Here is a 22,836-nt window from a genome sequence, read left to right on the forward strand (position 1 = left end):
GGTCATTCCACCTTCCGGCGATCCGCTCAGAACGCGCTGATCCCCGTCTGCGCGCGGCCCAGCACCAGGGCATGCACGTCGTGGGTGCCTTCCAGCGTGTTGACCGTCTCCAGGTTCAGCAGGTGGCGCATCACGTGGAACTCGTCGCTGATGCCGTTGGCGCCCAGCACGTCGCGGGCCATGCGGGCGATCTCCAGCGCGCGGCCGGCGGAGTTGCGCTTGATGATGGAGATCATCTCCGGCGTCGCCTTGCCCTCGTCGCGCAGGCGGCTGACGCGCAGGACGGCCTGGAGCGCCACGGCGATGTCCGACTGCATGTCGGCCAGCTTGCGCTGGACGAGCTGGTTGGCGGCCAACGGCCGGCCGAACTGGTGGCGCTCCATGGCGTAGGTGCGGGCGGTGTGCCAGCAGAACTCCGCGGCCCCCAGCGCACCCCAGGATATGCCGAAGCGGGCGTTGTTCAGGCAGCCGAAGGGGGCCTTCAGCCCGTGGGCGAGGGGCAGCCGGTTCTCCTCCGCCACGAACACCTCGTCCATGGCGATCTGCCCGGTGATCGAGGCGCGGACGGAGAACTTTCCCTCGATCTTGGACGTGGTCAGCCCGGCCATGCCGCGTTCCAGCAGCCAGCCGCGGATCGTGCCCTCGTCGTCCTTGGCCCACACCACCATCACATGGGCGATGGGGGCGTGGCTGATCCAGGTCTTGCTGCCCGAGATCACCCAGCCGTCCGCCACCCGGCGCGCCCGGCTGCGCATGCCGCCGGGGTCGGAGCCGTGGTCCGGCTCCGTCAGGCCGAAGCAACCCAGCACCTCGCCGCGCGCCATGGCCGGAAGGAAGCGCTGCTTCTGCTCCTCCGAGCCGTAGGCGTGGATGGCGTTCATGGCGAGGCTGGTCTGCACGGTGACGGCGGAGCGGAAGGCGCTGTCCACCCGCTCCAGCTCCCGCATCACCAGCCCGTAGGCGACGTAGCCGATGCCGGCGCAGCCGTAGCCCTTGAGGGTGGCGCCGAGGAACCCCAGCGCCGCCATCTCGTCGAACACCGCCATGTCGAACCGCTCGTTGCGGTTCGCCTCCACCACGCGCGGCATCAGCCGGTCCTGCGCGTACTCGCGCGCGGTGTCGCGGATCAGCCGTTCCTCCTCCGTCAACTGGTCTTCGAGGAGGAACGGGTCGTCCCAGCGGAAGCCACTCAACGGACCCGCTCCAGCACCACGGCGATGCCCTGGCCGACGCCGATGCACATGGTCGCCAGCGCGTAGCGCCCGCCGGTGCGCTCCAACTGCCGCGCCGCGGTCAGCACGATGCGCGGGCCGGACGCGCCCAGCGGGTGGCCGAGCGCGATGGCGCCGCCGTTGGGGTTGAGGCGGGTGTCGTCGCCGGCGATGCCGAGGCCCTTGGCGCAGGCCAGGACCTGCGCCGCGAAGGCCTCGTTGATCTCGACCACGTCCATGTCCTTGACGGACAGCCCGGCGCGCTCCAGCGCCTTCTGCGAGGCCGGCACCGGGCCGTAGCCCATGATGCGCGGGGCCACGCCGGCGACGGCGCTCGCCAGGATGCGGACGGCCGGGGCGGCCCCGGCCTTCTCGCCGGCCTGCCGGCTGCCCACCAGCATGGCGACCGCGCCGTCGTTGACGCCCGACGCGTTGCCGGCCGTCGTCACCCCGCCCGCGTTCAGGGCGCGCAGCTTGGCGAGCGCCTCGGCGGTGGTGTCGGGGCGCGGGTGCTCGTCCACCGAGAATTCGGTCGGCGGCCCCTTGCGGGCGGCCGGAATGGAGACGGGCGCGATCTCGCCCGCGAAGAAGCCGGCCTCCTGCGCCGCCGCCCAGCGCTGCTGGGAGCGCAGCGCGAAGGCGTCCGCCTCCTCCCGCGTGATGCCGTGCTCGGCGGCGAGGTTGTCGGCGGTCTGCGGCATGGTGTCGGCGCCGTACTCCGCCTCCACCTTCGGGTTGGGGAAGCGGGCGCCGACCGTGCTGTCGAAGACCTTGAAGTCGCGCGCGAAGGCCTGCTCGGCCTTGGCGACCACGAAGGGGGCGCGGCTCATGCTCTCCACCCCGCCGGCCAGCATCAGCCCGCCCTCCCCGGCGGTGATGGCGTGGGCGGCGGCGATGACGGCGTTCATGCCGCTGCCGCAGTTGCGCTGGAGTGCGGCCCCCGGCACCTCGATGGGCAGCCCGGCGACCAGCGCCGCGTGGCGGGCGACGCAGCGGCTGTCCTCGCCGGCCTGGTTGGCGCAGCCCACCAGCACGTCCTCGATGTCGCCGGCGGCGAACGGGTTGCGGTCGACCAGCGCGCGCAGCACCCCGGCCAGCAGGTCGTCCGGCCGCACCCGCGACAGGCTGCCGGACAGGCGGCCGAAGGGGGTGCGCAGGCCGTCGTAGATGTAGGCGTCGAGCATGGAAGGTGTCCTTCGGGAAGCGGGAGCAGGGGAGGGCGGGACTGCGCGTCAGTCCGGACGCTCGGGCGTCAGCAGCGACACGCCCAGCCGCGCCCGGCGGCTCAGCCACAGGGTGGGGCGGTAGCGCGGGTCGCCGGTCAGCCGGTGCATGGTCTCCAGCACCGCCAGCACGCGCGCCGGTCCCAGCGCGTCGCCATAGGCGAGCGGCCCCTTGGGGTAGCCGAGGCCGAGCGTCACCGCCTTGTCGATGTCGGCGGGCGAGGCCGTGCGCTGCTGCGCCACGCCGCAGCCGATGTTGACGATCATCGCCAGGATGCGCTGGGCGATGAAGCCGGGGCTGTCGGGGATCACCGTCACCGGCACCCCGTCCGATGCGAACAGCCCGTGCGCCGCCGCCAGCATCGCCGGCGTGGTGAGCGGGTTCGCCATCACGGTGCGGCGCTTGTCGAGCGGCAGGATGGTGTCGATGGCCACCGTGCGGGCGGGGTCCAGCCCCTCCGCCAGCGCCGCCGTGGTGGCGTCGGCGCCCACCGGCGTCACCACGCACAGCGCGTCGGTGCCCGGCCGCGCTCCGCCGTCCACCATGGCGCCCAGCCGGCCGAGCAGGGCGGTGACCGCCGCGTGCCCCGCGGCGTCGGCGCGGCCGACCCAGACGGCGGCCGGCCTCGCATCGGGTGCGGGGGATTCCGCCGGATTCTGCTGCTTGCCGTCGGCGTGGGTGTAGAAGCCCTGGCCGGTCTTGCGGCCGAGCAGCCCGGCCTGCATGCGCGCGCGCATCAGGGGGGAGGGGCGGTAGCGCGGCTCCCCGTAGAACTGGTCGTGGATCGCCTCGGTCGCGGGGTGGGTCACGTCGACCGCGGTCAGGTCCATCAGCTCGAACGGCCCCATGCGGAAGCCGCCGGCTTCCCGCATCACGCGGTCCACATCGACGAAGGGGATGCCCGTCTCCGACACCAGATGGGCCGCCTCGATGGTCAGGCCGCGGCCGATCTGGTTGACCAGGAAGCCCGGCGCGTCCATCACGCCGACCGGCTCGCGGCCCATGCGGCGGCCGACGACGGTCAGCGCCTCGGCCACCCAGGGTTCGGTGCGGATGCCGGCGATCACCTCCACCAGCTTCATCACCGGGACCGGGTTGAAGAAGTGGAAGCCGGCGAAGCGCCCCGGCCGCCGCAGCCCCGCCGCGATCATGGTGACGGACAAAGACGAGGTGTTGGTGGCGAGGATGCAGCCCTCGGACACGACCTCCTCCAGCTCCGCGAAGACCGCGCGCTTGACGGCGAGGTCCTCGACCACCGCCTCCACCACCAGATGGCAGGGGGCGAAGTCGGCGACCGTGCCGGCGACGGCGATGCGCTCCAGCGCCGCCGCGGCGGCGTCGGCCGTCATGCCGCCCTTGGCGGCGGAGCGCTCCAGCATCGAGCCCACGAAGCGCCGCGCCTCCGCGGCGGCGTCGGGCCGGGCGTCGTGCAGGATCACGCGCATGCCGCCGGTGGCGGCCACCTGGGCGATGCCGCGGCCCATGGCCCCGGCCCCGACGACACCCACCACCAGATCGGAGCGTTCAGCGTCCAGCGTCATGTCTCATTTCCCCTCGAAGGTCGGCGACCGCTTCTCGATGAAGGCGCGCATGCCCTCCTTCTGGTCGGCGGAGGCGAACAGGATCTCGAACGCCTTGCGCTCCAGCAGCAGCCCGCCGGCCAGCGACCCGTCGAGCCCGGCGTAGACCGTCTCCTTGATCTGCTGCACGGCCAGCGGCGGCATGGCGGCGATGGCCCGCGCCATCTCCAGCGCGCGATCCAGCACCGTGTCGTCCGCCACCACCTCACTCACCAGACCCATGGACAGGGCCTCCGCCGCAGTCACCGGCTCGCCGGTCAGCATCATCCGCATGGCGCGGTAGACGCCGACGGCGCGGACCAGCCGCTGGGTGGCGCCGCCGCCGGGCATGATGCCGACCTTGACCTCCGGCTGGCCGAAGCGGGCGCCCTCGCCGGCGACGATGATGTCGGCGTGCATCGCCAGCTCGCAGCCGCCGCCGAGCGCCACGCCGTTCACCGCCGCGATCACCGGCTTGGGGCAGTCGGCCAGCGGCTTCCACAGGCGCAGAATGCGCCGGCCCATCATCTCGATGGCGCCGGACTCCGCCATCTCCTTGATGTCGGCTCCGGCGGCGAACACCTTCGGCGATCCGGTCACCACCACGCAGCGCACCGCCGGGTCGTCGGCGAGGGCGAGAAAAACTTCGGCGAGCCGCGTGCGCAGCTCCATGTTCAGCGCGTTGCGCGCGTCCGGCCGGTTGAGGCGGACGAGCAGGACGCCATCCGCCACGGTCTCGGTCTGCACGACCATGATTGTCTCCTCCCGGAGCGGTGTGGCCGCCCGTCGTTATGGTCTCGATTTATGAGACGTGTTGTTCAATAATTTGCACCATTGATTCCAAGCGCGCAAGTCACCCCTCACGACAACGCCTTCCAGCCGAAATTGACTCCGATGACGAGCAGGGTGACGGCGACGACGCGGCGGAAGAGGCGCTGGTCGATGCGCCGCCGCACCAGCGCCCCGCCCGCCATTCCCAGCGCCGTCGGCAGCACCGCGGCGGCCGACAGCTTGAGCAGACCGAGGGTGAGCACGGCGTTGGCGGCCAGCGTCAGCGACAGGGCGATGGTGCCGGTCAGGTAGACGATCGCCATGGTCGCCACGAACAGGTCCTTGGCGAGGTGCAGGCCGAGCATGTAGAGCACGATCGGCGGCCCGAAGAAGGACGACACGCCGCCCAGCCCCCCGGCGATGCCGGCGACCAGCGGGCCGGCCCAAGGCTCGGCGTGCGGCGGGATCGGCGGCACCACGTCGGCCAGCATCGGCACGGCAGACACGACCACCGCCGCGCCCAGGATCAGGTAGAGCAGCGACGGGTCGAGCGCCGACAGCGCGGTGGCGCTGACCGGGATGGTCGCCATGAGCACCAGGATCATCGGCCAGAAGCGCCGGACGATCGTCGGCGCGTGCCCGCCGGCCAGCCCCTGCCAAAGATTGGTGACCATCAGCGGCAGCACCATCAGCGCCACCGCCTGCGGTACCGGCATGACGGTGGCGAGCAGCGGCACGGCGACCAGCGGCAGACCGATCCCGATGGTTCCCTTGACAAATCCGCCGAGCATCAGGCCGGCCGCCGCGACGGCCAGCGTCAGCCCGGCGCCCGCCCCCGCATCCATCACCCGTCGGACCCGCACAGCCGGGCAAGCGCCGGCAGATCGGGTTCGACGCCCAGCCCGGGCGCGTCGGGAAGCACGAGATGCCCGTCCCGCGGCGCCGGAACCGGGGCCGCCAGGGCGTCGCGCAGCGGGTTCGGGTTGGCGTCCACCTCAAGGAGGCCGGGACCGCCCGCCGCCGCCAATAGATGGGCCGACGCCACCAGCCCGATGCCGCCGCCGAGATAGTGCGGGCAGTATGTGAGGCCGGCGGCCAGCACCGCCCGCGCCACCGGCAGGCAGCCGGTGAAGCCGCCCCACTTGCACAGGTCCGGCTGCACCACCCCGAAGGCGCCGGAACCGATGGCGTCGCGGAATGCCTCCTCCCCGCGCAGGTTCTCCCCCGCCGCGAGCGGGGTGGGGCAGCGGCGGGCGAGTGCCACCCAGTCCGACAGCGGACGGTCGGCGGCCACCGGCTCCTCCAGCCAGACCGGCCGGAACGGCGCCATGGCCGCGGCCATCTCCGCCGCCTCCTGCGGTTCCCAGGCTTGGTTGGCGTCGGCCATCAGCGCCGCGTCCTCGCCCAGCGTGGCGCGCAGCGCCCGCAGGTTCTCCAGGTCGCGCTCGCGGCCGAATCCCACCTTCAGCTTGAAGGCGCGGTAGCCTTCGGCCTGCCGCTCGGCGGCGAGGTCCTGCGGTCGGTCGGGGTTGAGGCCGCTGGCGTACACCGGCACGCGCGGCGACGCGCCGCCGAGCATCCGCCACAGCGGCTCGCCGGCGCGTCGCGCCGTCAGGTCCCACAGCGCGATGTCGATGCCGGCCACCACCTGCGCGAACGGGCCGGGCTCCCCCGCCTGGATCGCCAGCAGCCGCGCCCGCGCGGTCAGTTCACGGTAGGCGTCGGCCGGATCTGCGAAGGGCCGACCGGTCAGGATCTCGGCCGCCCAACCCTCCACCAGCCGCGCCCGGTGCTCGGCCCCGCAGCTCGGGAAGTTGCACCACACCTCGCCCCAGCCGGTCACGCCGTCCGCGTCCATCACCCGCACCACGACCGCGGGCCGGCTCGTCATCGTGCCGAAGGAGGTGCGCACGGGCACCACGATGGGCACGCGCAGGACATGCGCCTCCAACCGCGCGAGGATCAGTGGCGCGTCATCGGTCATGACGCCCCCCGCCGGGCGGCCTGCCGCTCGGCAAAGGCGCGCGCACCCTCGGCGATGCGGCCGGACGCCATCAGCAAGGCGTTCAGGTTGCGCCCGGTCGCCAGCGCCTCCCCCGGCGGCAGCGAGCGGGCGGCGCGGTGCGCCTCCTTGGTCAGGCGCACGGCCAGCGGGTCGAGTTCGGCGAGGTCACGGGTGAAGGAGCCGGCGAGCGCCTCCAGCGCGTCGCCGTCGTCGGCCACCTGGTTGACCAGCCCCATCGCCTCGAGCCGGCGTGCGGTGACGGTGCCGGCGGACAGCAGCAGCTCCAGCGCGTGGCGCGGTGCGGCCAGCCGGGCCAGCAGGACGGTGTTGATGGCGGCGGGGAAGCCGTTGCGCATCTCCAGCGCGCCGAAGCGCGCGGTCTCGTCCGCCAGCACGAAGTCGCAGCCCATGGCGAGCGTGAAGCCGCCGGCCACGGCGTAGCCGCGCACCACGGCGACCGACGGCTTGGGCAGCCGGTTCAGCTCCTCGAAGATGCGGGTGTAGGCGTCGTCGTAGGCGAAGACGGCGTCGAGGGACCGGCCGACCGCCTCACCGTCCGCCAGCTCCCGCCCGGCGCAGAAATGATCGCCCGCGCCGCGCAGCACGACGCAGCGGCAGGCCCCGTCCGCCCCGGCCGCGGCGATGGCGCCGGGCAGGGCGGCGATGACCTCCGCGTTCAGCGCGTTGCGCCGGTTCGGGCGGTCGATCCACAGGGTGGTGACGGCGCCCTCGCGCTCGGCTCGCAGCATCGGCCGCTCCTTCCTTCACATCTGTTCCCAGTATTCGCGCGGGTCGACCAGCGCATCGATGATGGTGAAGCGGCGGCTGCGCACGGCCTGATCCAGCGCCTCGGCGAAGGCGCCGATGGTCTCCACCCGAACGCCCACGGCGCCGAAGCCCGCCGCGATCGCGTCGAAACGCGGGGCGCCGAAATCCACCGACTTGGTGTCGAGCCCCATCTTCGACTGCTTCAGCTTGATCAGGCTCAGGCTCGCGTCGTTCAGCACGACCAGCACGATGGGCAGGCCGCGCTCCGCCGCCACCGCCATCTCGCCCAACGTCATCAGCGTGCAGCCGTCGCCGGCGATGGCGACCACCGGCCGCTCGGGGTGCACGAGCTGGGCTCCGACGGCGGCGGGCAGGGCGTAGCCCATGCAGCCGAGACCGTTCGACTGCATGAGCTGCCCCGGTGCCCGGCAGCGGATGACGTGGTTCGCCAGGATGCGGTGGGAGCCGACGTCCACCGTCATGATCCAGTCCGCGTCCGCGCGGTCGCTGATCGCGCCGAACAGGGCGGCCGGGCTGATGCCGTGATCCGGCGTGCGCGGGCGGACGATGTGCGCCACCGCGGCGCGCAGCCGGTCCAGCCGCTCCGTGGGCCACCCGGTCTTCCGGCCGCCGCCCTCCGGCGCGAGCTGGCCCAGGATGGTCGGCAGGTCGCCCGCCGCCTCCGTCCCCAGCGGGAACACACGGTGGGTGGCGGGTGCCCAGTCGATGGACAGGCAGGCGCGGTCGACCGGCCAGGCATCGACCCAGCCGTCACGCAGCTCGATGGGATCGAAGCCGATGGGGACGATCAGGTCGGCCTCGGCCACCAGCGCCTGGTTCTCCTGGTCGACGATGGGGCTTAGGCCGACCGCGCCCAGGCACAGCGGGTGCGCGTCGTCCAGCACGCCCTTCGCCTTGTAGGTGGCGAAGAAGGGCATGCTCCAGGCTTCGAGGAAGCGGCGCAGCGGTTCCGGCACGCCGTCCTTCAGGGCGCCGCGCCCGACCAGCGCCAGCGGCCGGCGGGCCTTCTCCAGGAGCGCACGCGCGGTCGCGACCGCCTCGGCCGGCAGGGCGACGGGCAGCACGCGCGGTGGGGTGAAGGCCGGTTCCTTCGGGGCGGGCGCGCGGGTGTGGTCGGCCGCGGCGTTCAGCATCACCGGGCCGGCCGGGTGGCTGAGCGCGATGTCCAGCGCCTTCGCCACCTGCTGGGCCGGGCGGTTCGGGTTCAGCGGGGCGGCGTATTTCGTCACCGGCGCGCACAGCGCCACATGGTCGAAGATCTGATGGGTGTAGATGCCCATCTGCTTCGTGCCCATCTCCCCCGACAGCACGATCATCGCCGAGCGTTCCTGCGCCGCGCCGGCGATGCCCGACACCGCGTTGGCGATGCCGGGGCCGAGCGCCGGGATCAGGGCGGCCGGGGCGCCGGTCAACTGGTACACCGCGTCGGCCATGAAGGCGGCGGACGGTTCGGCCTTGGCGAGGACGAAGGTGATGCCCACCGCCTCGCAGGCGCGGATGGTCTCCAGCACGTCGTTGCCCGGCAGGCCGAAGGCGAAGCGTACGCCGTACGCGTGCAGGGTCGTGGCGATGCTGTCGGCGACCGTGGTCGTCATCGGGGAAGTCTCCGAAGGAAAATACAGAGAGGATTGCAACTCACTCGCCGTCGGCGGCGGTGGCGGCGTGCTTGCCCGGCGGGGCGGAGCCCGGCTCCGGCCGCTGGGTGGCGCCCATGGGCCGCAGCAGCATCACCAGTGACAGCACGGTCAGCCCCAGGAAAAGCCAGCAGATCCAGCTGCGGAAGAAGATCGACGGGTCGCCGTGCGACATCAGCATGGAGCGGCGGAAATTGTCCTCGAACAGCGGCCCCAGGATGAAGGCGATCAGGAAGGGGGCCGCCGGCAGGCCCATGGTCAGCATGCCGAAGCCGAACACCCCCATCGCCACCATCACCAGCACATCCAGCATGTTCCCGTTGACGGCGTAGGCGCCGTAAAAGCACAGCACCAGCACGGCCGGGAACAGGATGGGATTCGGCACGTCGGCGACGCGGGAGAAGCCGCGGATCATCGCTTTGCCGGTGATGAACAGAAACACCGAGCTGAGCATGATCCCGAAATACAGGGCGTAGACGACCGGCAGATTCTGCTGGAACAGCAGCGGCCCCGGCGACAGGCCGTGGATCATGAACGCCCCCAGCATCACCGCGGTGATGACGTCGCCGGGGATGCCCAGCGACAGCAACGGGATCAACGTGGCCCCGCAGACCCCGTTGTTGCCGGATTCCGCCGCCGCCACGCCCTGGATCTCGCCGCGGCCGAAGCGCTCGGGGTGTCGCGAGACGCGCCGCGCCTCGCTGTAGGAGAGGAAGGCGGCCGGCGCACCGCCGATGCCGGGAATGGCGCCCAGCACCACGCCGATCAGGCTGCCGCGCAGGATGGTCGGCAGGCAGCGCGTGAACTCCGCCCGGCTGACGCGGCTGGCGCCCACCGGTGCCATACCGCTCCTGGCGCGCCAGCGCTGGCGATAGGCCTCCAGCATCTCGGGAATGGCGAACAGGCCGATCAGCACGGGGATGAAGCTCAGCCCTTCCATCAGCTCGAACCGCCCGAAGGTCAGCCGCTCCGAGCCGTAGATGATGTCCATGCCGACCACCGCGAACAGCAGCCCCAGCCCGGCCGAGATCACGCCCTTCAGCAGCGACCCGCCGGACACCCCGGCGATGATCGTCAGCGAGAAGCAGATCAGCGCGAAGAACTCCGGCGGGCCGAAGGACAGGGCGAAGCCGGCGATCAGCCCGGTCAGGAAGATCAGCGACAGGTTGGAGATGAAGTCGGCGATGCAGGACGCGTACAGCGCCATGTTCAGCGCCTTGCCCGCCTCGCCCCGCTGGGCCATGGGGTAGCCGTCCAGCACGGTGGCCGCGGCGGCCGGGGTGCCCGGCGTCTTGATCAGGATGGCCGTGATCGAGCCGCCGTACATCGCCCCCTTGTAGAGCCCGACCAGCAGCAGGATGGCGGTGACCGGGGACATGTAGAAGGTGAAGGGCAGGGCCAGCGCCACCGCCATCGTCCCGGTCATGCCGGGGATGGCGCCGACGATGGTGCCGATCACCACCCCGCCGAAGATGGCGAGCACGTTGTAGACGTCCGCGAACATCGCGAACCCGGCGGACAGGTCGGAACTCACCGTGGTTGGTCCCTCTTGCGTCTTAGGATGCGGATCGTCAGTCCCAGAGCGTTCCCGACGGAATGGGCACCTGCGCCACATCCGTGAAGAACAGTGTGAGCGCCAGCGCCAGTGACACGCCGACGACCCCGAGAAGCAGCCATCGGCGTTCGCCATAGAGCGCGGCGAAGCCGACAAAGGCGATGATGGAGGCGGCCGTCATGCCCGCCATCTCCACCAGCCCGTAATAGGCGAACATCATCACCATGGCCGCGGCGATGCGCGTACGCGCCACCATGGGCGGCACAAGGTCCTCCTCCTCCGTCGGGATGGCGGACCCGGCGTCCTCCGCCGGCCGCGCGCGTGCGGCCAGGATGCCCTGCGCCATCAGCATCAATCCGAAGACCACCATGAGGACGGACACGATGCGGGGCCAGAAGGCCGGCGACAGGGCGGTGCTCCGCACCCCCGCCGGCACCGGGATGCCGACGGGAATGACGACGAAGAGGAACAGGAGGAAGAAGCCGGCGAGCAGCGCTCCGAAGATCGTGTCGCGTCCGTATTTGCCAATCATCCAAGGCCCCGCTTGCCAGATCCCGCATGGCGACAGTGTGGCGTCAGCCGCCCTGCCGCAGGCCCAGCTTGCGCGCGAGCCCGTCGTAGGTCTCGAACTGCTCTTTGGCGAAGGCTTCCGTTTCCTGCGGCGAGCGGACCTGGGGGACCGAGCCCAGCTTGCGCGTGGTGTCCGCCCACTCCTTGTCGTTCTTGACCTGGGTCAGGACCTTGGACCATTGCTCCACGGCCGCCTTGTCCATGTTGGGAGGACCGTAAAGCGCGCTCCAGCCGGTGATCCGCTCCAACTCGGGGTAACCGACCTCGCGGGCCGTCGGCACATCGGGAATGCCCTCATAGCGTTCCGGCGTGGTCACCACCAACCCGCGCACCGCACGCGACTGGATGTGCGGCATGATCGTCGCGACGTTGGAACAGCCGAAATCCACATGGCCGCCGACCAGCGCGGTGGACGCCTCCCCGCCGCCCTTGAAGGGGATTTCGGTGGCCGCCGACTTGTCCAGGCCCAGACGCTCGAACAGGAGTTGTGGGCCCATGCCGTGGATCGTGCCGACACCGGCCGTGCTGTACGTCAGCGTGCCCGGCTTGTCCTTGATGCGCTGGACCAGATCATCGAAGGACTTGATCGGCGAGTCCGCCCGCACGGCGCAGGCATAGGGGTTCAGCTCCAGCAGGCCGATGAAGGTGAAGTCGTCCCACTTGTAGGGGATGTTCGGCTGAAGCGCCGGCGTGACCGCCTGCGAGCCGACGCGGGCGAGCAGGAGGGTGTAACCGTCGCCCTTCGACTTGGCGACGAAGTTGGAGCCGGTGACCCCGCTGGCACCCGTCTTGTTCACCACCATCACCGGCTGGTTCAGGTACTTCTGGGCGACGTTGGCGAGATTGCGGGCGGCCAGATCCGAGTCGCCGCCGGCGCTGAAGGGCGCCACGATCGTCACAGGCTTGTCGGGATAGCCGGCCGCGGCACCTGGGCCGGCCGCCAGTGGCACCCCCAGCGCCAGCACCGCCACGGCCACTCGTCCTGCTGCGTTTCGGATGTTCATGCGCTTCCTCCTGCTCGGGCGTCCTTGGTCGGACCGAACCACCGGGGAGGGGCGCTCACGCGACCGTATGGCGACGTCGTGCACACCATCGTGACCGTCTCCTCCCCGAAGCCCCGTCGTGGCGGGGCCGTTATCGTTGCTGCAACGATCGTCTCATTTTTCGGAATGAAACGTCGCGTCTGAGAAAACCATTTTACCCGGCTGAGCATCCAATACAAGATGGGAGAACGGACTGTTCGCACATCAATCAATTTCGGGCGGACCGGATGCCGACGGGGATGGACGCGCGGCATCTCCGGACGAAACCGCAGACGGAAAGGGACAATGAGAAACATCGACGCCATGCTCAACCCACGGTCGATCGCCATCGTCGGCGCCTCGTCGGACGGCCGCAAATTGAATGGACGGTCGTTGCGGTTCCTGCTGGAGAAGGGCTATGCGGGGGCGATCCATCCGGTGAACCCCAAATACGACACCGTCGCCGGTCTGCCCTGCCATCCGGATCTGGAGGCGATCCCGGGGCCCGTCGACCTGGTCATCGTGGCCGTACCCGCGCGCGAGGTCGCCACGACGCTGGAGTCGGCGGGGCGGAAGGGCATCCCGGCCGCGATCGTCTTCAGTTCCGGCTTCGGGGAGATGGGCGAGGACGGGCGGCGCCTGGAGCGGGAGGTGGCGGAGACCGCGCGTCGCCGCGGTATCCGCCTGTGCGGACCCAACACGCTGGGTCTGATCAATGCGTTCGAACGGGTGATCGCGACGTTCAGCCAGTACGCCAACGGCGACACCCCGGCGGGGCCGGTCGGCTTCGTCACCCAGTCCGGAGCGTTCGGCACGGCCATCGCGGCGCTCGCCCGCCGGCGTGGGCTTGGGCTCGGCTATTTCGTGAACACCGGAAACGAAGCCGACGTCGACGTGGTGGAGGTGATGCGCGCGGTTGTCGCCGATCCCCGCATCCGCGTGCTGGCCGGCTACATCGAGGGGCTGAAGGACGGCCCCGGCTTCCAGCGGCTGGCGGAGGAGGCCATGGCCGCCGGCAAGCCGGTCGTGCTGACCAAGGTCGGCCGGACCGGGGCCGGTGCGCGCGCCGCGGCGTCGCACACCGGGTCGCTGGCCGGCGTCGATGCGGTGTTCGACGGCGCGGTGCGGGCCGGCGGCATGATCCGCGCGCGCAATGAGGAGCATATGCTCGACATCGTCGAGGCCTTCACCGGACTCGACGCGCTTCCGGCCGGTCGCGGACTGGGGCTGGTCACCCAGTCCGGCGGGGCCGGCGTGTTGATGGCCGACCGGGCGGAGGAGCTGGGGCTGACGGTGCCGGTGCTCGCCCCCGAAACGCAGGCCGCGCTCGCCAAGGTCGTGCCCGGCTTCGGCGCGACGGGCAATCCCGTGGACGTCACCGCGCAGTTCTTGGCCGATCCCGATGTGCTCCGCGAAAGCGTTGTCCTCGTCCTGGAGGATCCGCAGGTGCATATGGGAATCATCTGGCTGCAGCTGATGGAGGCGCATGTCGATGTGCTCGTCGGCCTGTTCGAGGAGATCCGCGCACGCACGTCCAAGCCCTTCCTCGTCTGCTGGGTCGCCGCCACCGACGAGGCGCTGACCAAGTGCCGGGAGCGGAACATTCCCGTGTTCCGGGGCGGCGAGCCGGCGGTGGACGCCGCCGCCGCCGTCATCGGCTACGCCGAGTCTAGGCGCCGTCTGGCGGCGGACCGCCCCCAGCGGATCGCGCTGGCACCGCCACCGGTGACGCTTCCGGAGCGTGCCGGGCTGGTGCCGACGCTGGAAGCGGCACGGCTGCTCGGCGACGCCGGGGTGCCGCTGACCGCCGCGCGGTTCGCGCGTGACCCCGACGAAGCGGTCGCGGCCGCGCAGGAACTGGGGTTTCCGGTGGCGGTCAAGATCGAGTCACCCGACATCGCCCACAAGACCGAGGTCGGGGGCGTCCGCCTTGGCTTGGCGGACGGAGCGGCGGTGCGCGACGCCGTCACCGCGGTCATGAAATCCGCACGCGCCCATCGTCCGGACGCCCGTATCGAGGGTGTGGTGGTGCAGGCGATGGCGCAGGGCGATGTGGAGCTGGTCATCGGCTTGAAGCATGACCCGGTCTTCGGGCCCGTGGTGATGGCCGGGTTCGGCGGTGTCCTCGTGGAGGTGCTGAAGGACGTTGCGGTGCGACCGGCCCCCGTGACGCGGGTGGAGGCGTTGGGCATGCTGGACGAGCTTCGTGGCAAGGCGCTGCTTGCCGGCGTGCGCGGCCGGCCACCGGTCGACCGCGAGGCCGTCGCGCGGCTGATCTGTGCGGCGTCGGCCTTTGCCGCCGGTGCCGGGCCTCGTCTGACGGAGGTGGACCTGAACCCGGTTCTGGCCGGCCCGGCCGGCGTCGTCGCGGTCGATTGGCTCATGGTGTTGGATTAGATGTGAATCGGCACCCCACACTGCCGGCTATCGGACTCCCATCCCCGGTCGGCCTGACGAACATCGGCCGAACACCGGTCACGACATGCGACGCACGGCCACTCCAGCCAGCCGTAGCAGGGACTCCGGTCGGACCGCAGGATCGGCCGTACCGGCCTGCGCGACGGCCTTCAGCCTCGCGGCGACCCGACGCTCCGGCGCGCACGCCTCCTCGCACAGCGCCCGCATTTCGGCGATCGACGGCTTCCATTTCCGGGTCCGGCGCCACACCCGTGCCGCCTGGTCGATGGCCCAACCGGGGAATTCGCCGAGGTCGTCAGCCCAGTCGAGCGCCACCATCTCCTCGACGGGTGCTGGCAGGGCCTTGGCCGGAAAGTGTGAGAGAAGCGATAGGACCCGGGCGAGCACATGATTCGTGTCGGCCGGTGCCAGCACGCTGCGCTCCATCTCGTCGAGCGTGCGTTGTGCGATGGCGGCAGTGCGGGCGTTTACGGAGGCGGGTGGCAACCACAGTTCGGCAAGGTCGTCGAAGACCTCGTCGCGAAAGCGCGAGCAGCGCTCGACCCGGCCGGAGGCCAGCACCTCCTGGAGAGCGTCCGGAAGTGCGGCGACGAGTGTCCGGACACGATCCGCGGGGGGCATCTTGGGATCGAACGGCAGCGCCGATCGTTCGGGCAATGACCTGACAGCAGCGGACATGACTTTCTCCCAGGGTCAGGACCAGGTTGGGGATGGTGAGACGGAGCCCTGGAGGCGCGCAGCCGCGGCCATCCAGGCGCCCATCCGCTGCTCGGCGGCGTTGTCGTACGCACGCTTTGTGAAGGGCTGGGCGGGCCGGGCCGTTCGGCCCGCCGCGGCCATTGCCGACGGGGCCCTGCCGGCCGCTGCGTCCTGCATCAGCCACGCCCGCCAGGCCGCACCGATGTCGCGGTAGCGGTAGCCGTGCGCCTGGCAGCGGAGCGTGAAGGTCTCGACATGCTGCACGAGGTCGATAGCGCCGAAGCGTTCGTGAGCCCAAGCGAGGTCGTCGGCCGATGGCATCCAATCTCGGAGCACCGCAAGTACCGGCCCGCGCCTGCCCGAAGCGTGCGAGTCCGGAGTCTGTTCGGAATGGTGATGTTCCTGACTCGCCGTTGGACAGGGGGCGTTCGCCCGCGAGTCATCCCGGTCCGGAGTTGGAACGGCGGTCGGGGCCGCCTGGACGGCATCCGTCCCGCCGTCGCGCACAAGGCGAAGCCGGTACAGGCAGGACAGCCGGGCGCCGTCGCGGCCACTGCGATGTTCGATGCTGACCAAGCCGATGCGGTCCAAGGTTTGCAGGATGCGGTTGATCGTCGGACGCGAGCGCTTCAGCTTCGCAGCCAGCGTGGACTGCGAGGGCCAGCAAAGGCCGTGTTCGTCGGCGAAGGTGGCGAGCGCTGCCAACACGGCGAAACCGTCGGCGTCGAGATCGGGATGGTCGAGCCACCAGGCCGGGATCCTGCCCCAGCGGCTGGTGTCGGCGGCTTTTGCGGTTGTCATCGCGGGTCCAAGCAAGTGGTTGGTCGGCAGCGGGTCGGTGTTCCGCCGAGAAGGATTCCGCACGACATCCGCGGGCGTCGAATCGCGAGCAAGTGGGACCGAGTCGCCCTTGTCGCCTTTGCCCGCGGATAGCTCCCGTTTGCCCGCGCATGGAGCGGAGATGGTCGCGCATGGGTCCCCTTTGCCCGCGCTTCGTCGCCGAATCGGATTCGATCCCCAATGCGCGCGGATGTATCCTGTTTGCTCGCGGTAGGCGGGTCCCGCGGGAGGCCATGGTGGAAGCCCCGATCGGCTCTGGTGTGTCCCGTTTGCCCGCGCTTTCGGCCGGAGCCGTCGTTCGGAGCCGGGTGCGGGCCCGTCTGCTCCGGTTCGGCATCGCGCCGCACCGAATTGCGAAGGGTCGGGTCCACCGGCCTGTCCCGATTGCTCGCGCTTCGTGTGCCGGGTCGGTTGGCCATGTCACTTTTGGTCGCGCTTGATGCGTGCCGTGGACGTCCGGCCCGCGCTCCGTACGGATCCGATCGGCGGTGCCGACGAAAGGGTCTCGTGTGTCCCTGTTGCTCGCGCTTCCAACCGCCGCGGCGTCGGTCGTTCGGTCCCGTTTGCTCGCGTTTCGGAGCGGCAGGGGAATCGGCCGCGCGATCCGCAGCCCGGCAGCAGGTCCGGGAAAGCTCTGGAACAGCGACCTGGGTGGCCGCGCCGGCCCAAACGCGAGCTGATGGGACACACCCGCGACCATTGCCGACCTAGCCGCGAGCAAACGGGATACACACGTCGGCCCCCATCCGGCGTCGCGCGTTGCGTCCACCTGGCCGTCGCCCCTATCGTGGCCCTTGGGTGAGGAGGTTGCGCATGACCAAGACGACGGCTGTCCAGTTGGCTCTGTTCGAGATGGAGGACCGCAGCCAGTCCCACATGATCGCACTCTACGACACGGCGCCGCGGTTCGTGTTCGTTTCAAAGGGGCATGGACGGAACGGCGAGGTGGACCTGCCGAGTGCCAATCAATTCGTGCAGTCGGTTCACAAGGAGTTTCCGTTCAAGGAGGCCACCTTCACGCTCACCCTCCAGCCCGCCCGCATCTACCGTCCGGCAAAGCCCGCCCCTGGCGAGGACGCCGGCGAGAAGCGGATGGTCGAGTACGAAGTGTTCCCCTCGGAGCGGGAGCAGATCGTCGAGCAGGTGGTGCGGCGTCTGGCTATGGACCGGTCGCGCCTGTCGCTCATGGGCGACAAGCAGGATCGCGTGAGGGTCCACTTCTCGTTGTACGAGATAAGGCGCGAGTTGCGCGCGGTGAACCGGACCATGGACGTTGCCGAGATCCGCGAGGCCCTGGAGATCCTTGCGCGGACGCGCATGATCATCTCCAAGGTGTCCGAGACTGGCCGCAAGACGCCCCGGCCGGTGCTGGAGTCGTCGGTCTTCCCGACGCTGTACATCCGGCCGCGGACCGGCGAAGCCGTCGACGGGGACGAGGAGGACACCTACATCGAGTTCAACGCGCTGGTGGCCTCGGCCATCCGCAACCTCGAATTCAAGCCCATCTCGTACCAGTGGATGATGCGGCTCAAGAGCCCCGTCGCTCGGTGGCTCTACAACCGCCTTTCCATCGAATATGGCGACCTCGACATCGCGCAGGTGACCGCCGGCCCGGAGGGAGTGCCGGCGATGACGCTGTCGGCCGACCAGATCATCAACAATTCCGGCATGAACGAGTGGAGCCGGCGTCGCGATACCCTGCGCACCGTGTCCTTGGCCGTAGACTCGCTCGTCGAGGAGGGGATCCTCGATCAGGTCGAAAAGGTCGTGTCCAAGGATGGACGACGGATCGACGATATCGTCTATGTCATGACCCCGAGCCGGCAATTCCTCGATCAGGTGCAGCGCGGCAACGTGGTCCAGGGAGCCAACGTCTCGATCTACAAGGCCATGACCGGCAGCGTGGAAAGCCCGAAGGAATTTGTGCCGCTCCCTCCGATCAAGGCGCTGGACGTTCGGCGGCGGCGGGCGAAACTTCTATCCGCGCCGTCGGGCGAGGTATAGGGCGAGCCTCCGTCGCGAGAATGGACGTTGCGCAGGCGCCGTGTCAGGTAGCCGTGGCTTTCCCGCTTGTGGACGAGAAACAGCCGCTTGAGGTCCTTATCCCGTCACTCCGATCCGCCCGTTCCGGCAATCCCCATATCCGCAGACACCCTGTATAAGATGCGAACAATTCGCAATTGCCTGCGGTGCTTGGCGTGGCCGCGGGGCGCGAGACCGCGATCACTCTGATGCAGGGCATCATGATGGACATGAAAGGTGTCGCCGAAGCCCCCGCCGGAGCTTGACGGCCGCCCACCCTCATGGTTATTTATCAGCCGGTCGGCCGGTAAATAACCATGAGGGTGGGATGAGCGGGATCGAGCGGGTGGGCGTGATCGGCGCGGGTGTCATGGGCACGGGCATCGCGCAGCTCATGGCGCAGAGCGGGCTGTCCGTCGTGCTTCAGGATCTGGCGCCGGGTGCCGCGGAACGCGCGCGCAACGCCGCGCTGGAGCAGGTCGGGCGGGCCGAAGGCAAGGGGCGCCTTCCCGCCGGCACCGCCGACCGTGCGGCACAGGCGCTCACCGTGGTCGGGGATGTGGCGGGCATGGCCGGCTGCGACCTGGTGGTGGAGGCGGTCGCCGAGCGGCTCGACGTCAAGCGCGACCTGTTCGCCCGGCTCGACGGGGTGGTGAACCCCGACGCGGTGCTCGCCACCAACACCTCCGCCCTGTCGGTCACCGCCATCGCCGCCGGCAGCCGCCGGCCGGAGCGCGTGGCCGGCCTTCACTTCTTCAACCCGGTGCCGCTGATGCGGGTGGTGGAGGTGGTCTCCGGGCTGCGCACCGCGCCCACGGTCGCGGACACGCTGGTGGACCTGTGCGCGCGGGTCGGCCACACGGCGATCCGCTGCGCCGACAGCCCCGGCTTCGTCATCAACCACATCGGCCGCGCCTATTCGACGGAGGCGCTGCGGCTGGTGCAGGAGCGGGTGGCCGATCCCGCCGACATCGACGCCGTGTTGCGCGACGGCGCCGGCTTCCGGATGGGTCCGTTCGAGCTGTTCGACCTGACCGGGCTCGACGTTTCCTTCGCGGTGATGGAGGAGGTCTACCGCGGCTTCTACGAGGAGCCGCGCGTGCGCCCGACGCCGCTTCCGCGGGCGCGGGTCGCCGCGGGGCTGCTCGGCCGGAAGACCGGCGCCGGCTTCTACCGGTACGAGGATGGGCGCCGCATCGAACCGGCCGAGCCGGCGTGGGACGACGCGGAGCTGCGGCCGATCTGGGCGGCGCCGGGGTCGGCCTGCGATCCGGGGCCGCTGCTGCGCAGCTTGTCCGATGCCGGCGTTCCCATCGACGACGGCGAACGGCCGGGCACGGGCAGCGTGCTGCTGGTGGCGCCGTTGGGCGAGGACGCCACCAGTGCGGCGCTGCGCCTGGGCCTCGACCCGGAGCGAACCGTCGCCGTCGACCTGATGCTGCCGCCGGTTCGCCGGGCGGTGCTGATGCCGACCCCGGCGACGGAGCCGGGTGCCCTCGCCGCCGCCGCGGCCGCCATGCGGCGGGCCGGGCTTGCGGTGACGGTGCTGTCCGATGGGCCTGGCTTCGTGGTGCAGCGGGTGCTCGCCGCCATCGTCAACCTCGCCTGCGAGGTGGCGCAGCAGGAGTTGGCAAGCCCGGCGGACATCGACCGGGCCATCGAACTGGGGCTGGGCTACCCCTGCGGGCCGCTGGCCTGGGGCGACCGGATCGGAACCGGCCGTGTGATGATGGTGCTGCGTGCGCTGCACGACCTGACCGGTGACCCGCGCTATCGGCCGAGCCCCTGGCTGCGCCGTCGCGCCGCGCTGGGCCTGCCGCTCGGCGCCCCCGCCCGCCGCACCGCATGAACCGGACCAGTCACCGATGACCGACACCGGCCGTCGCAGGCTTGGTCGCCCGCCGCTGGTGGAGAACCGCCGGCAATCGATCCTGGACAGCGCCGCCCGCCAGTTCGCCGAGGTCGGTTTCGAGAAGACGTCGCTGCGGGAACTGGCCGCGGCGATGGGCGTGTCGAAGGCCACCGTCTACCACTACTTCCAGACCAAGCAGGAGATCTACGACGCCATCATCGTGGACGCGCTGCGCGGCCTGGCGGTGTCGGTGGAGGCGGCGCTCGACGGTGTCACCGGGGCGGAGGCGCGGCTGCGCGTCTTCATGACCGCACAGGGCGACTTCTTCGAGCGCCACTATTGGTTCTTCGTCACCATGCTGATCGGGCTGGGCGGCATGCACTCCGCCGACATGCGGGCGGAGGCGCTGCTCTGGCGCCGCCGGCACGAGGGCACGCTGCGCGCGATCATCCGCGACGGCGTGGCCGCCGGCGAGCTGCGCCCCGTCGATCCCGCCGTCACCGGCCGCGCGGTGCTGTCGATGCTGAACTGGATGGTGCGCTGGTACCGGCCGGGCGGGCCGCAGACCGCCGCCGCCATCGCCGCCGATTATCACGACCTGCTGGTGCGCGGCCTGCGGCCCGCCGCAGAACCCTCATGACGAAAGGACCGCCATGGCCCTCGACCGGGACACGCTCGACCAGCTCCTCGACACCATCCGCCGCTTCGTCGTCGAACGGCTCGTGCCCAACGAGGCGCGGGTGGCGGAGGAAGACCGCATCCCCGACGAGCTGGTGGAGGAGATGCGCGCGCTGGGCCTGTTCGGCCTGACCATCCCGGAGGCTTATGGCGGGCTCGGCCTGACCATGGAGGAGGAGGTGCTGGCGGTGTTCGAGCTTGGCCGCACCTCGCCGGCCTTCCGCTCCGCCATTGGCACCAACAACGGCATCGGCTCGCAGGCCATCGTCCTCGGTGGGACGGAGGAACAGCGCCGCCGGTACCTGCCGCGGCTGGCGTCGGGGGAGCTGATCGGTTCCTTCGCACTGACCGAGCCCGACGCCGGCTCCGACGCCGCCAGCCTGCGCACGCTCGCCGTGCGCGACGGTGACGGTTACGTGCTGAACGGCACCAAGCGCTACATCACCAACGCCCCGCAGGCCGGCGTCTTTTCCGTGCTCGCCCGCACCCGCGGACCGGAGGGGGAGAGCGGCATATCCTGTTTCCTTGTGGAGGCCGGCACCCCCGGCCTGAGGCTCGGCCACAAGGACCGCAAGATGGGGCAGCAGGGGGCGCACACCTGCGACGTGATCTTCGAGGACTGCCGCGTCCCGGCCACCGCCCTTCTCGGCGGGCGGGAGGGCGACGGCTTCAAAATCGCCATGCGCGTCCTCGACAAGGGGCGGCTGCACATCGCGGCACTCAGCGTGGGCATCGCCGAACGGCTGATCGCCGACGCCTGCCGCTACGCCGCCGAGCGGCGCCAGTTCGGCAAGCCCATCGCCGAGTTCCAGCTCGTCCAGGCGATGATCGCCGACAGCCGGGCCGAGAGCTACGCCGCGCGCTGCATGGTGCTCGACGCCGCGCGCCGTCGCGACGCGGGCGCCGTCACCACGCTGGAGGCGTCCTGCGCCAAGCTCTTCGCCACCGAGATGGTCGGGCGCGTCGCCGACCGGGCGGTGCAGATCCACGGCGGGGCCGGCTACATCGCCGAGTACCCGGTGGAGCGCTTCTACCGCGACGTCCGCCTGTTCCGCCTGTACGAGGGCACGTCGCAGATCCAGCAGCTCATCATTGCCCGCGAGACGATGCGGGCGATGGCCGGCTGACCGCCACTTCCCGTCCTTCCACCGGATGCATCCCATGACCACCGACGTGTTCCTGTGCGACTACGCCCGCACCCCCATCGGCCGCTACGCCGGCGCCCTGTCCAGGGTACGGGCCGATGATCTGGCTGCCATCCCGATCCGCGCGCTTGCCGCCCGCAACCCCGGCCTCGCCGACGCGGTGGAGGAGGTCTATCTCGGCTGCGCCAATCAGGCGGGGGAGGACAACCGGAACGTCGCCCGCATGGCCCTGCTGTTGGCGGGCCTGCCCGTCGAGGTGCCAGGGGTGACGCTCAACCGCCTCTGCGCCTCCGGGCTCGATGCCGTCGCGGCGGCGGCCCGGGCCATCCGCGCCGGGGAGATCGACCTCGCCATCGCCGGCGGCGTGGAGTCCATGAGCCGCGCGCCCTTCGTGATGGGCAAGGCGGAGACCGGCTTCCAGCGCAGCGCGGAGATCTTCGACACCACCATCGGCTGGCGCTTCGTCAACCCGGTGATGAAGGACCAGCACGGCATCGACAGCATGCCCGAGACGGCGGAGAACGTCGCCGACGACTTCCGCGTGTCGCGGGAGGACCAGGACGCCTTCGCGCTGCGCAGCCAGCGCCGCGCCGCGACGGCCCAGGCCGCCGGCTTCTTCGATGCCGAGATCGTGCCGGTGGAGGTGCCCGACCGGAAGGGAACCACGGTCGTGGGCCGCGACGAGCACCCGCGCGCCGACACCACGGCGGACACGCTCGCCCGGCTGAAACCGGTGGTGCGCCGGGACGGGACGGTGACGGCGGGCAACGCGTCGGGCGTCAACGACGGGGCGGCGGCGCTGGTCCTGGCGTCGGCGGCGGCGGTGGAGCGGCACGGGCTGA

At 70.8% G+C, this 22,836-nt stretch carries 19 protein-coding genes; 6 read left to right on the forward strand and 13 right to left on the reverse strand.

Annotated features, from left to right (window positions below):
- Positions 1-26: 26 nt before the first annotated feature.
- The 11 genes from HL658_RS15275 to HL658_RS15325 form a co-directional block, all read right to left on the reverse strand.
- The gene (locus HL658_RS15275; RefSeq protein ID WP_180282614.1) at positions 27-1,193 is read right to left on the reverse strand and encodes an acyl-CoA dehydrogenase; all 1,167 of its coding nucleotides are present in this window, start codon (positions 1,191-1,193) and stop codon (positions 27-29) included.
- Positions 1,190-2,395, reverse strand: a complete 1,206-nt coding sequence (locus HL658_RS15280; RefSeq protein WP_180282615.1) for a 3-oxoadipyl-CoA thiolase — start codon at positions 2,393-2,395, stop codon at positions 1,190-1,192. The genes HL658_RS15275 and HL658_RS15280 overlap by 4 nt, the downstream gene beginning before the upstream one ends.
- A gap of 48 nt (positions 2,396-2,443) precedes the next feature.
- Positions 2,444-3,976 carry a 3-hydroxyacyl-CoA dehydrogenase gene (locus tag HL658_RS15285; protein WP_180282616.1) on the reverse strand — a complete coding sequence of 511 codons (1,533 nt, stop codon included), beginning with the start codon at positions 3,974-3,976 and terminating at the stop codon, positions 2,444-2,446.
- A 3-nt stretch (positions 3,977-3,979) separates the two neighbouring features.
- Entirely contained in the window at positions 3,980-4,747 is a 768-nt protein-coding gene (locus HL658_RS15290) for an enoyl-CoA hydratase-related protein (RefSeq protein WP_180282617.1), read from the reverse strand.
- Positions 4,748-4,854: 107 nt separating this feature from the next.
- The gene (locus tag HL658_RS15295; protein ID WP_180282618.1) at positions 4,855-5,610 is read right to left on the reverse strand and encodes a sulfite exporter TauE/SafE family protein; all 756 of its coding nucleotides are present in this window, start codon (positions 5,608-5,610) and stop codon (positions 4,855-4,857) included.
- Positions 5,610-6,749: a mandelate racemase/muconate lactonizing enzyme family protein gene (locus HL658_RS15300; protein WP_180282619.1), complete on the reverse strand. Its 1,140-nt coding sequence runs from the start codon at positions 6,747-6,749 to the stop codon at positions 5,610-5,612. The genes HL658_RS15295 and HL658_RS15300 overlap by 1 nt, the downstream gene beginning before the upstream one ends.
- Positions 6,746-7,519, reverse strand: coding sequence for an enoyl-CoA hydratase/isomerase family protein (locus HL658_RS15305; RefSeq protein WP_180282620.1), 774 nt, complete (start codon positions 7,517-7,519; stop codon positions 6,746-6,748). The genes HL658_RS15300 and HL658_RS15305 overlap by 4 nt, the downstream gene beginning before the upstream one ends.
- Before the next feature lie 15 nt (positions 7,520-7,534).
- The gene (locus HL658_RS15310) at positions 7,535-9,154 is read right to left on the reverse strand and encodes a thiamine pyrophosphate-binding protein (RefSeq protein WP_180282621.1); all 1,620 of its coding nucleotides are present in this window, start codon (positions 9,152-9,154) and stop codon (positions 7,535-7,537) included.
- A gap of 40 nt (positions 9,155-9,194) precedes the next feature.
- Entirely contained in the window at positions 9,195-10,727 is a 1,533-nt protein-coding gene (locus tag HL658_RS15315) for a tripartite tricarboxylate transporter permease (RefSeq protein ID WP_343055121.1), read from the reverse strand.
- A 37-nt stretch (positions 10,728-10,764) separates the two neighbouring features.
- Positions 10,765-11,280 (reverse strand): tripartite tricarboxylate transporter TctB family protein, encoded by a 516-nt coding sequence (locus HL658_RS15320; RefSeq protein ID WP_180282622.1) that lies wholly within the window; start codon positions 11,278-11,280, stop codon positions 10,765-10,767.
- 43 nt (positions 11,281-11,323) lie between these two features.
- Positions 11,324-12,322: a Bug family tripartite tricarboxylate transporter substrate binding protein gene (locus tag HL658_RS15325; RefSeq protein ID WP_180282623.1), complete on the reverse strand. Its 999-nt coding sequence runs from the start codon at positions 12,320-12,322 to the stop codon at positions 11,324-11,326.
- 324 nt (positions 12,323-12,646) lie between these two features.
- On the opposite strand from HL658_RS15325, the gene HL658_RS15330 reads away from it, so the two are divergent.
- The gene (locus tag HL658_RS15330) at positions 12,647-14,737 is read left to right on the forward strand and encodes an acetate--CoA ligase family protein (protein WP_180282624.1); all 2,091 of its coding nucleotides are present in this window, start codon (positions 12,647-12,649) and stop codon (positions 14,735-14,737) included.
- 78 nt (positions 14,738-14,815) lie between these two features.
- On the opposite strand, the gene HL658_RS15335 is transcribed toward HL658_RS15330, so the two are convergent.
- Positions 14,816-15,436: a hypothetical protein gene (locus tag HL658_RS15335; protein ID WP_180282625.1), complete on the reverse strand. Its 621-nt coding sequence runs from the start codon at positions 15,434-15,436 to the stop codon at positions 14,816-14,818.
- A gap of 15 nt (positions 15,437-15,451) precedes the next feature.
- Positions 15,452-16,258, reverse strand: coding sequence for a helix-turn-helix domain-containing protein (locus HL658_RS15340; protein WP_180282626.1), 807 nt, complete (start codon positions 16,256-16,258; stop codon positions 15,452-15,454).
- A gap of 852 nt (positions 16,259-17,110) precedes the next feature.
- Between HL658_RS15340 and HL658_RS15345 the strand changes: the two genes are divergently transcribed.
- The 5 genes from HL658_RS15345 to HL658_RS15365 all read left to right on the forward strand — a co-directional run.
- Entirely contained in the window at positions 17,111-18,301 is a 1,191-nt protein-coding gene (locus HL658_RS15345) for a plasmid replication protein (RefSeq protein ID WP_180282627.1), read from the forward strand.
- A 346-nt stretch (positions 18,302-18,647) separates the two neighbouring features.
- Positions 18,648-20,168: a 3-hydroxyacyl-CoA dehydrogenase gene (locus HL658_RS15350; protein ID WP_180282628.1), complete on the forward strand. Its 1,521-nt coding sequence runs from the start codon at positions 18,648-18,650 to the stop codon at positions 20,166-20,168.
- 16 nt (positions 20,169-20,184) lie between these two features.
- Positions 20,185-20,811, forward strand: coding sequence for a TetR/AcrR family transcriptional regulator (locus HL658_RS15355; RefSeq protein WP_180282629.1), 627 nt, complete (start codon positions 20,185-20,187; stop codon positions 20,809-20,811).
- Between the two features lie 13 nt (positions 20,812-20,824).
- Positions 20,825-21,976 (forward strand): acyl-CoA dehydrogenase family protein, encoded by a 1,152-nt coding sequence (locus HL658_RS15360; RefSeq protein WP_180282630.1) that lies wholly within the window; start codon positions 20,825-20,827, stop codon positions 21,974-21,976.
- 34 nt (positions 21,977-22,010) lie between these two features.
- Positions 22,011-22,836 (forward strand): acetyl-CoA C-acyltransferase (locus HL658_RS15365; protein ID WP_180287641.1); only part of this gene is annotated, 826 nt, incomplete at its 3' end.

The sequence above is a fragment of the Azospirillum oleiclasticum genome (assembly GCF_013423485.1).
Lineage (GTDB): Bacteria > Pseudomonadota > Alphaproteobacteria > Azospirillales > Azospirillaceae > Azospirillum > Azospirillum oleiclasticum.

Bases quoted from the DNA above. Each gene is read 5' to 3' on its own strand.
- HL658_RS15280 (WP_180282615.1), bottom strand. From the start codon at position 2,395: ATGCTCGACGCCTACATCTACGACGGCCTGCGCACCCCCTTCGGCCGC.
- HL658_RS15285 (WP_180282616.1), bottom strand. From the start codon at position 3,976: ATGACGCTGGACGCTGAACGCTCCGATCTGGTGGTGGGTGTCGTCGGG.
- HL658_RS15290 (WP_180282617.1), bottom strand. From the start codon at position 4,747: ATGGTCGTGCAGACCGAGACCGTGGCGGATGGCGTCCTGCTCGTCCGC.
- HL658_RS15295 (WP_180282618.1), bottom strand. From the start codon at position 5,610: ATGGATGCGGGGGCGGGCGCCGGGCTGACGCTGGCCGTCGCGGCGGCC.
- HL658_RS15300 (WP_180282619.1), bottom strand. From the start codon at position 6,749: ATGACCGATGACGCGCCACTGATCCTCGCGCGGTTGGAGGCGCATGTC.
- HL658_RS15305 (WP_180282620.1), bottom strand. From the start codon at position 7,519: ATGCTGCGAGCCGAGCGCGAGGGCGCCGTCACCACCCTGTGGATCGAC.
- HL658_RS15310 (WP_180282621.1), bottom strand. From the start codon at position 9,154: ATGACGACCACGGTCGCCGACAGCATCGCCACGACCCTGCACGCGTAC.
- HL658_RS15320 (WP_180282622.1), bottom strand. From the start codon at position 11,280: ATGATTGGCAAATACGGACGCGACACGATCTTCGGAGCGCTGCTCGCC.
- HL658_RS15325 (WP_180282623.1), bottom strand. From the start codon at position 12,322: ATGAACATCCGAAACGCAGCAGGACGAGTGGCCGTGGCGGTGCTGGCG.
- HL658_RS15330 (WP_180282624.1), top strand. From the start codon at position 12,647: ATGAGAAACATCGACGCCATGCTCAACCCACGGTCGATCGCCATCGTC.
- HL658_RS15335 (WP_180282625.1), bottom strand. From the start codon at position 15,436: ATGTCCGCTGCTGTCAGGTCATTGCCCGAACGATCGGCGCTGCCGTTC.
- HL658_RS15340 (WP_180282626.1), bottom strand. From the start codon at position 16,258: ATGACAACCGCAAAAGCCGCCGACACCAGCCGCTGGGGCAGGATCCCG.
- HL658_RS15345 (WP_180282627.1), top strand. From the start codon at position 17,111: ATGACCAAGACGACGGCTGTCCAGTTGGCTCTGTTCGAGATGGAGGAC.
- HL658_RS15350 (WP_180282628.1), top strand. From the start codon at position 18,648: ATGAGCGGGATCGAGCGGGTGGGCGTGATCGGCGCGGGTGTCATGGGC.
- HL658_RS15355 (WP_180282629.1), top strand. From the start codon at position 20,185: ATGACCGACACCGGCCGTCGCAGGCTTGGTCGCCCGCCGCTGGTGGAG.
- HL658_RS15360 (WP_180282630.1), top strand. From the start codon at position 20,825: ATGGCCCTCGACCGGGACACGCTCGACCAGCTCCTCGACACCATCCGC.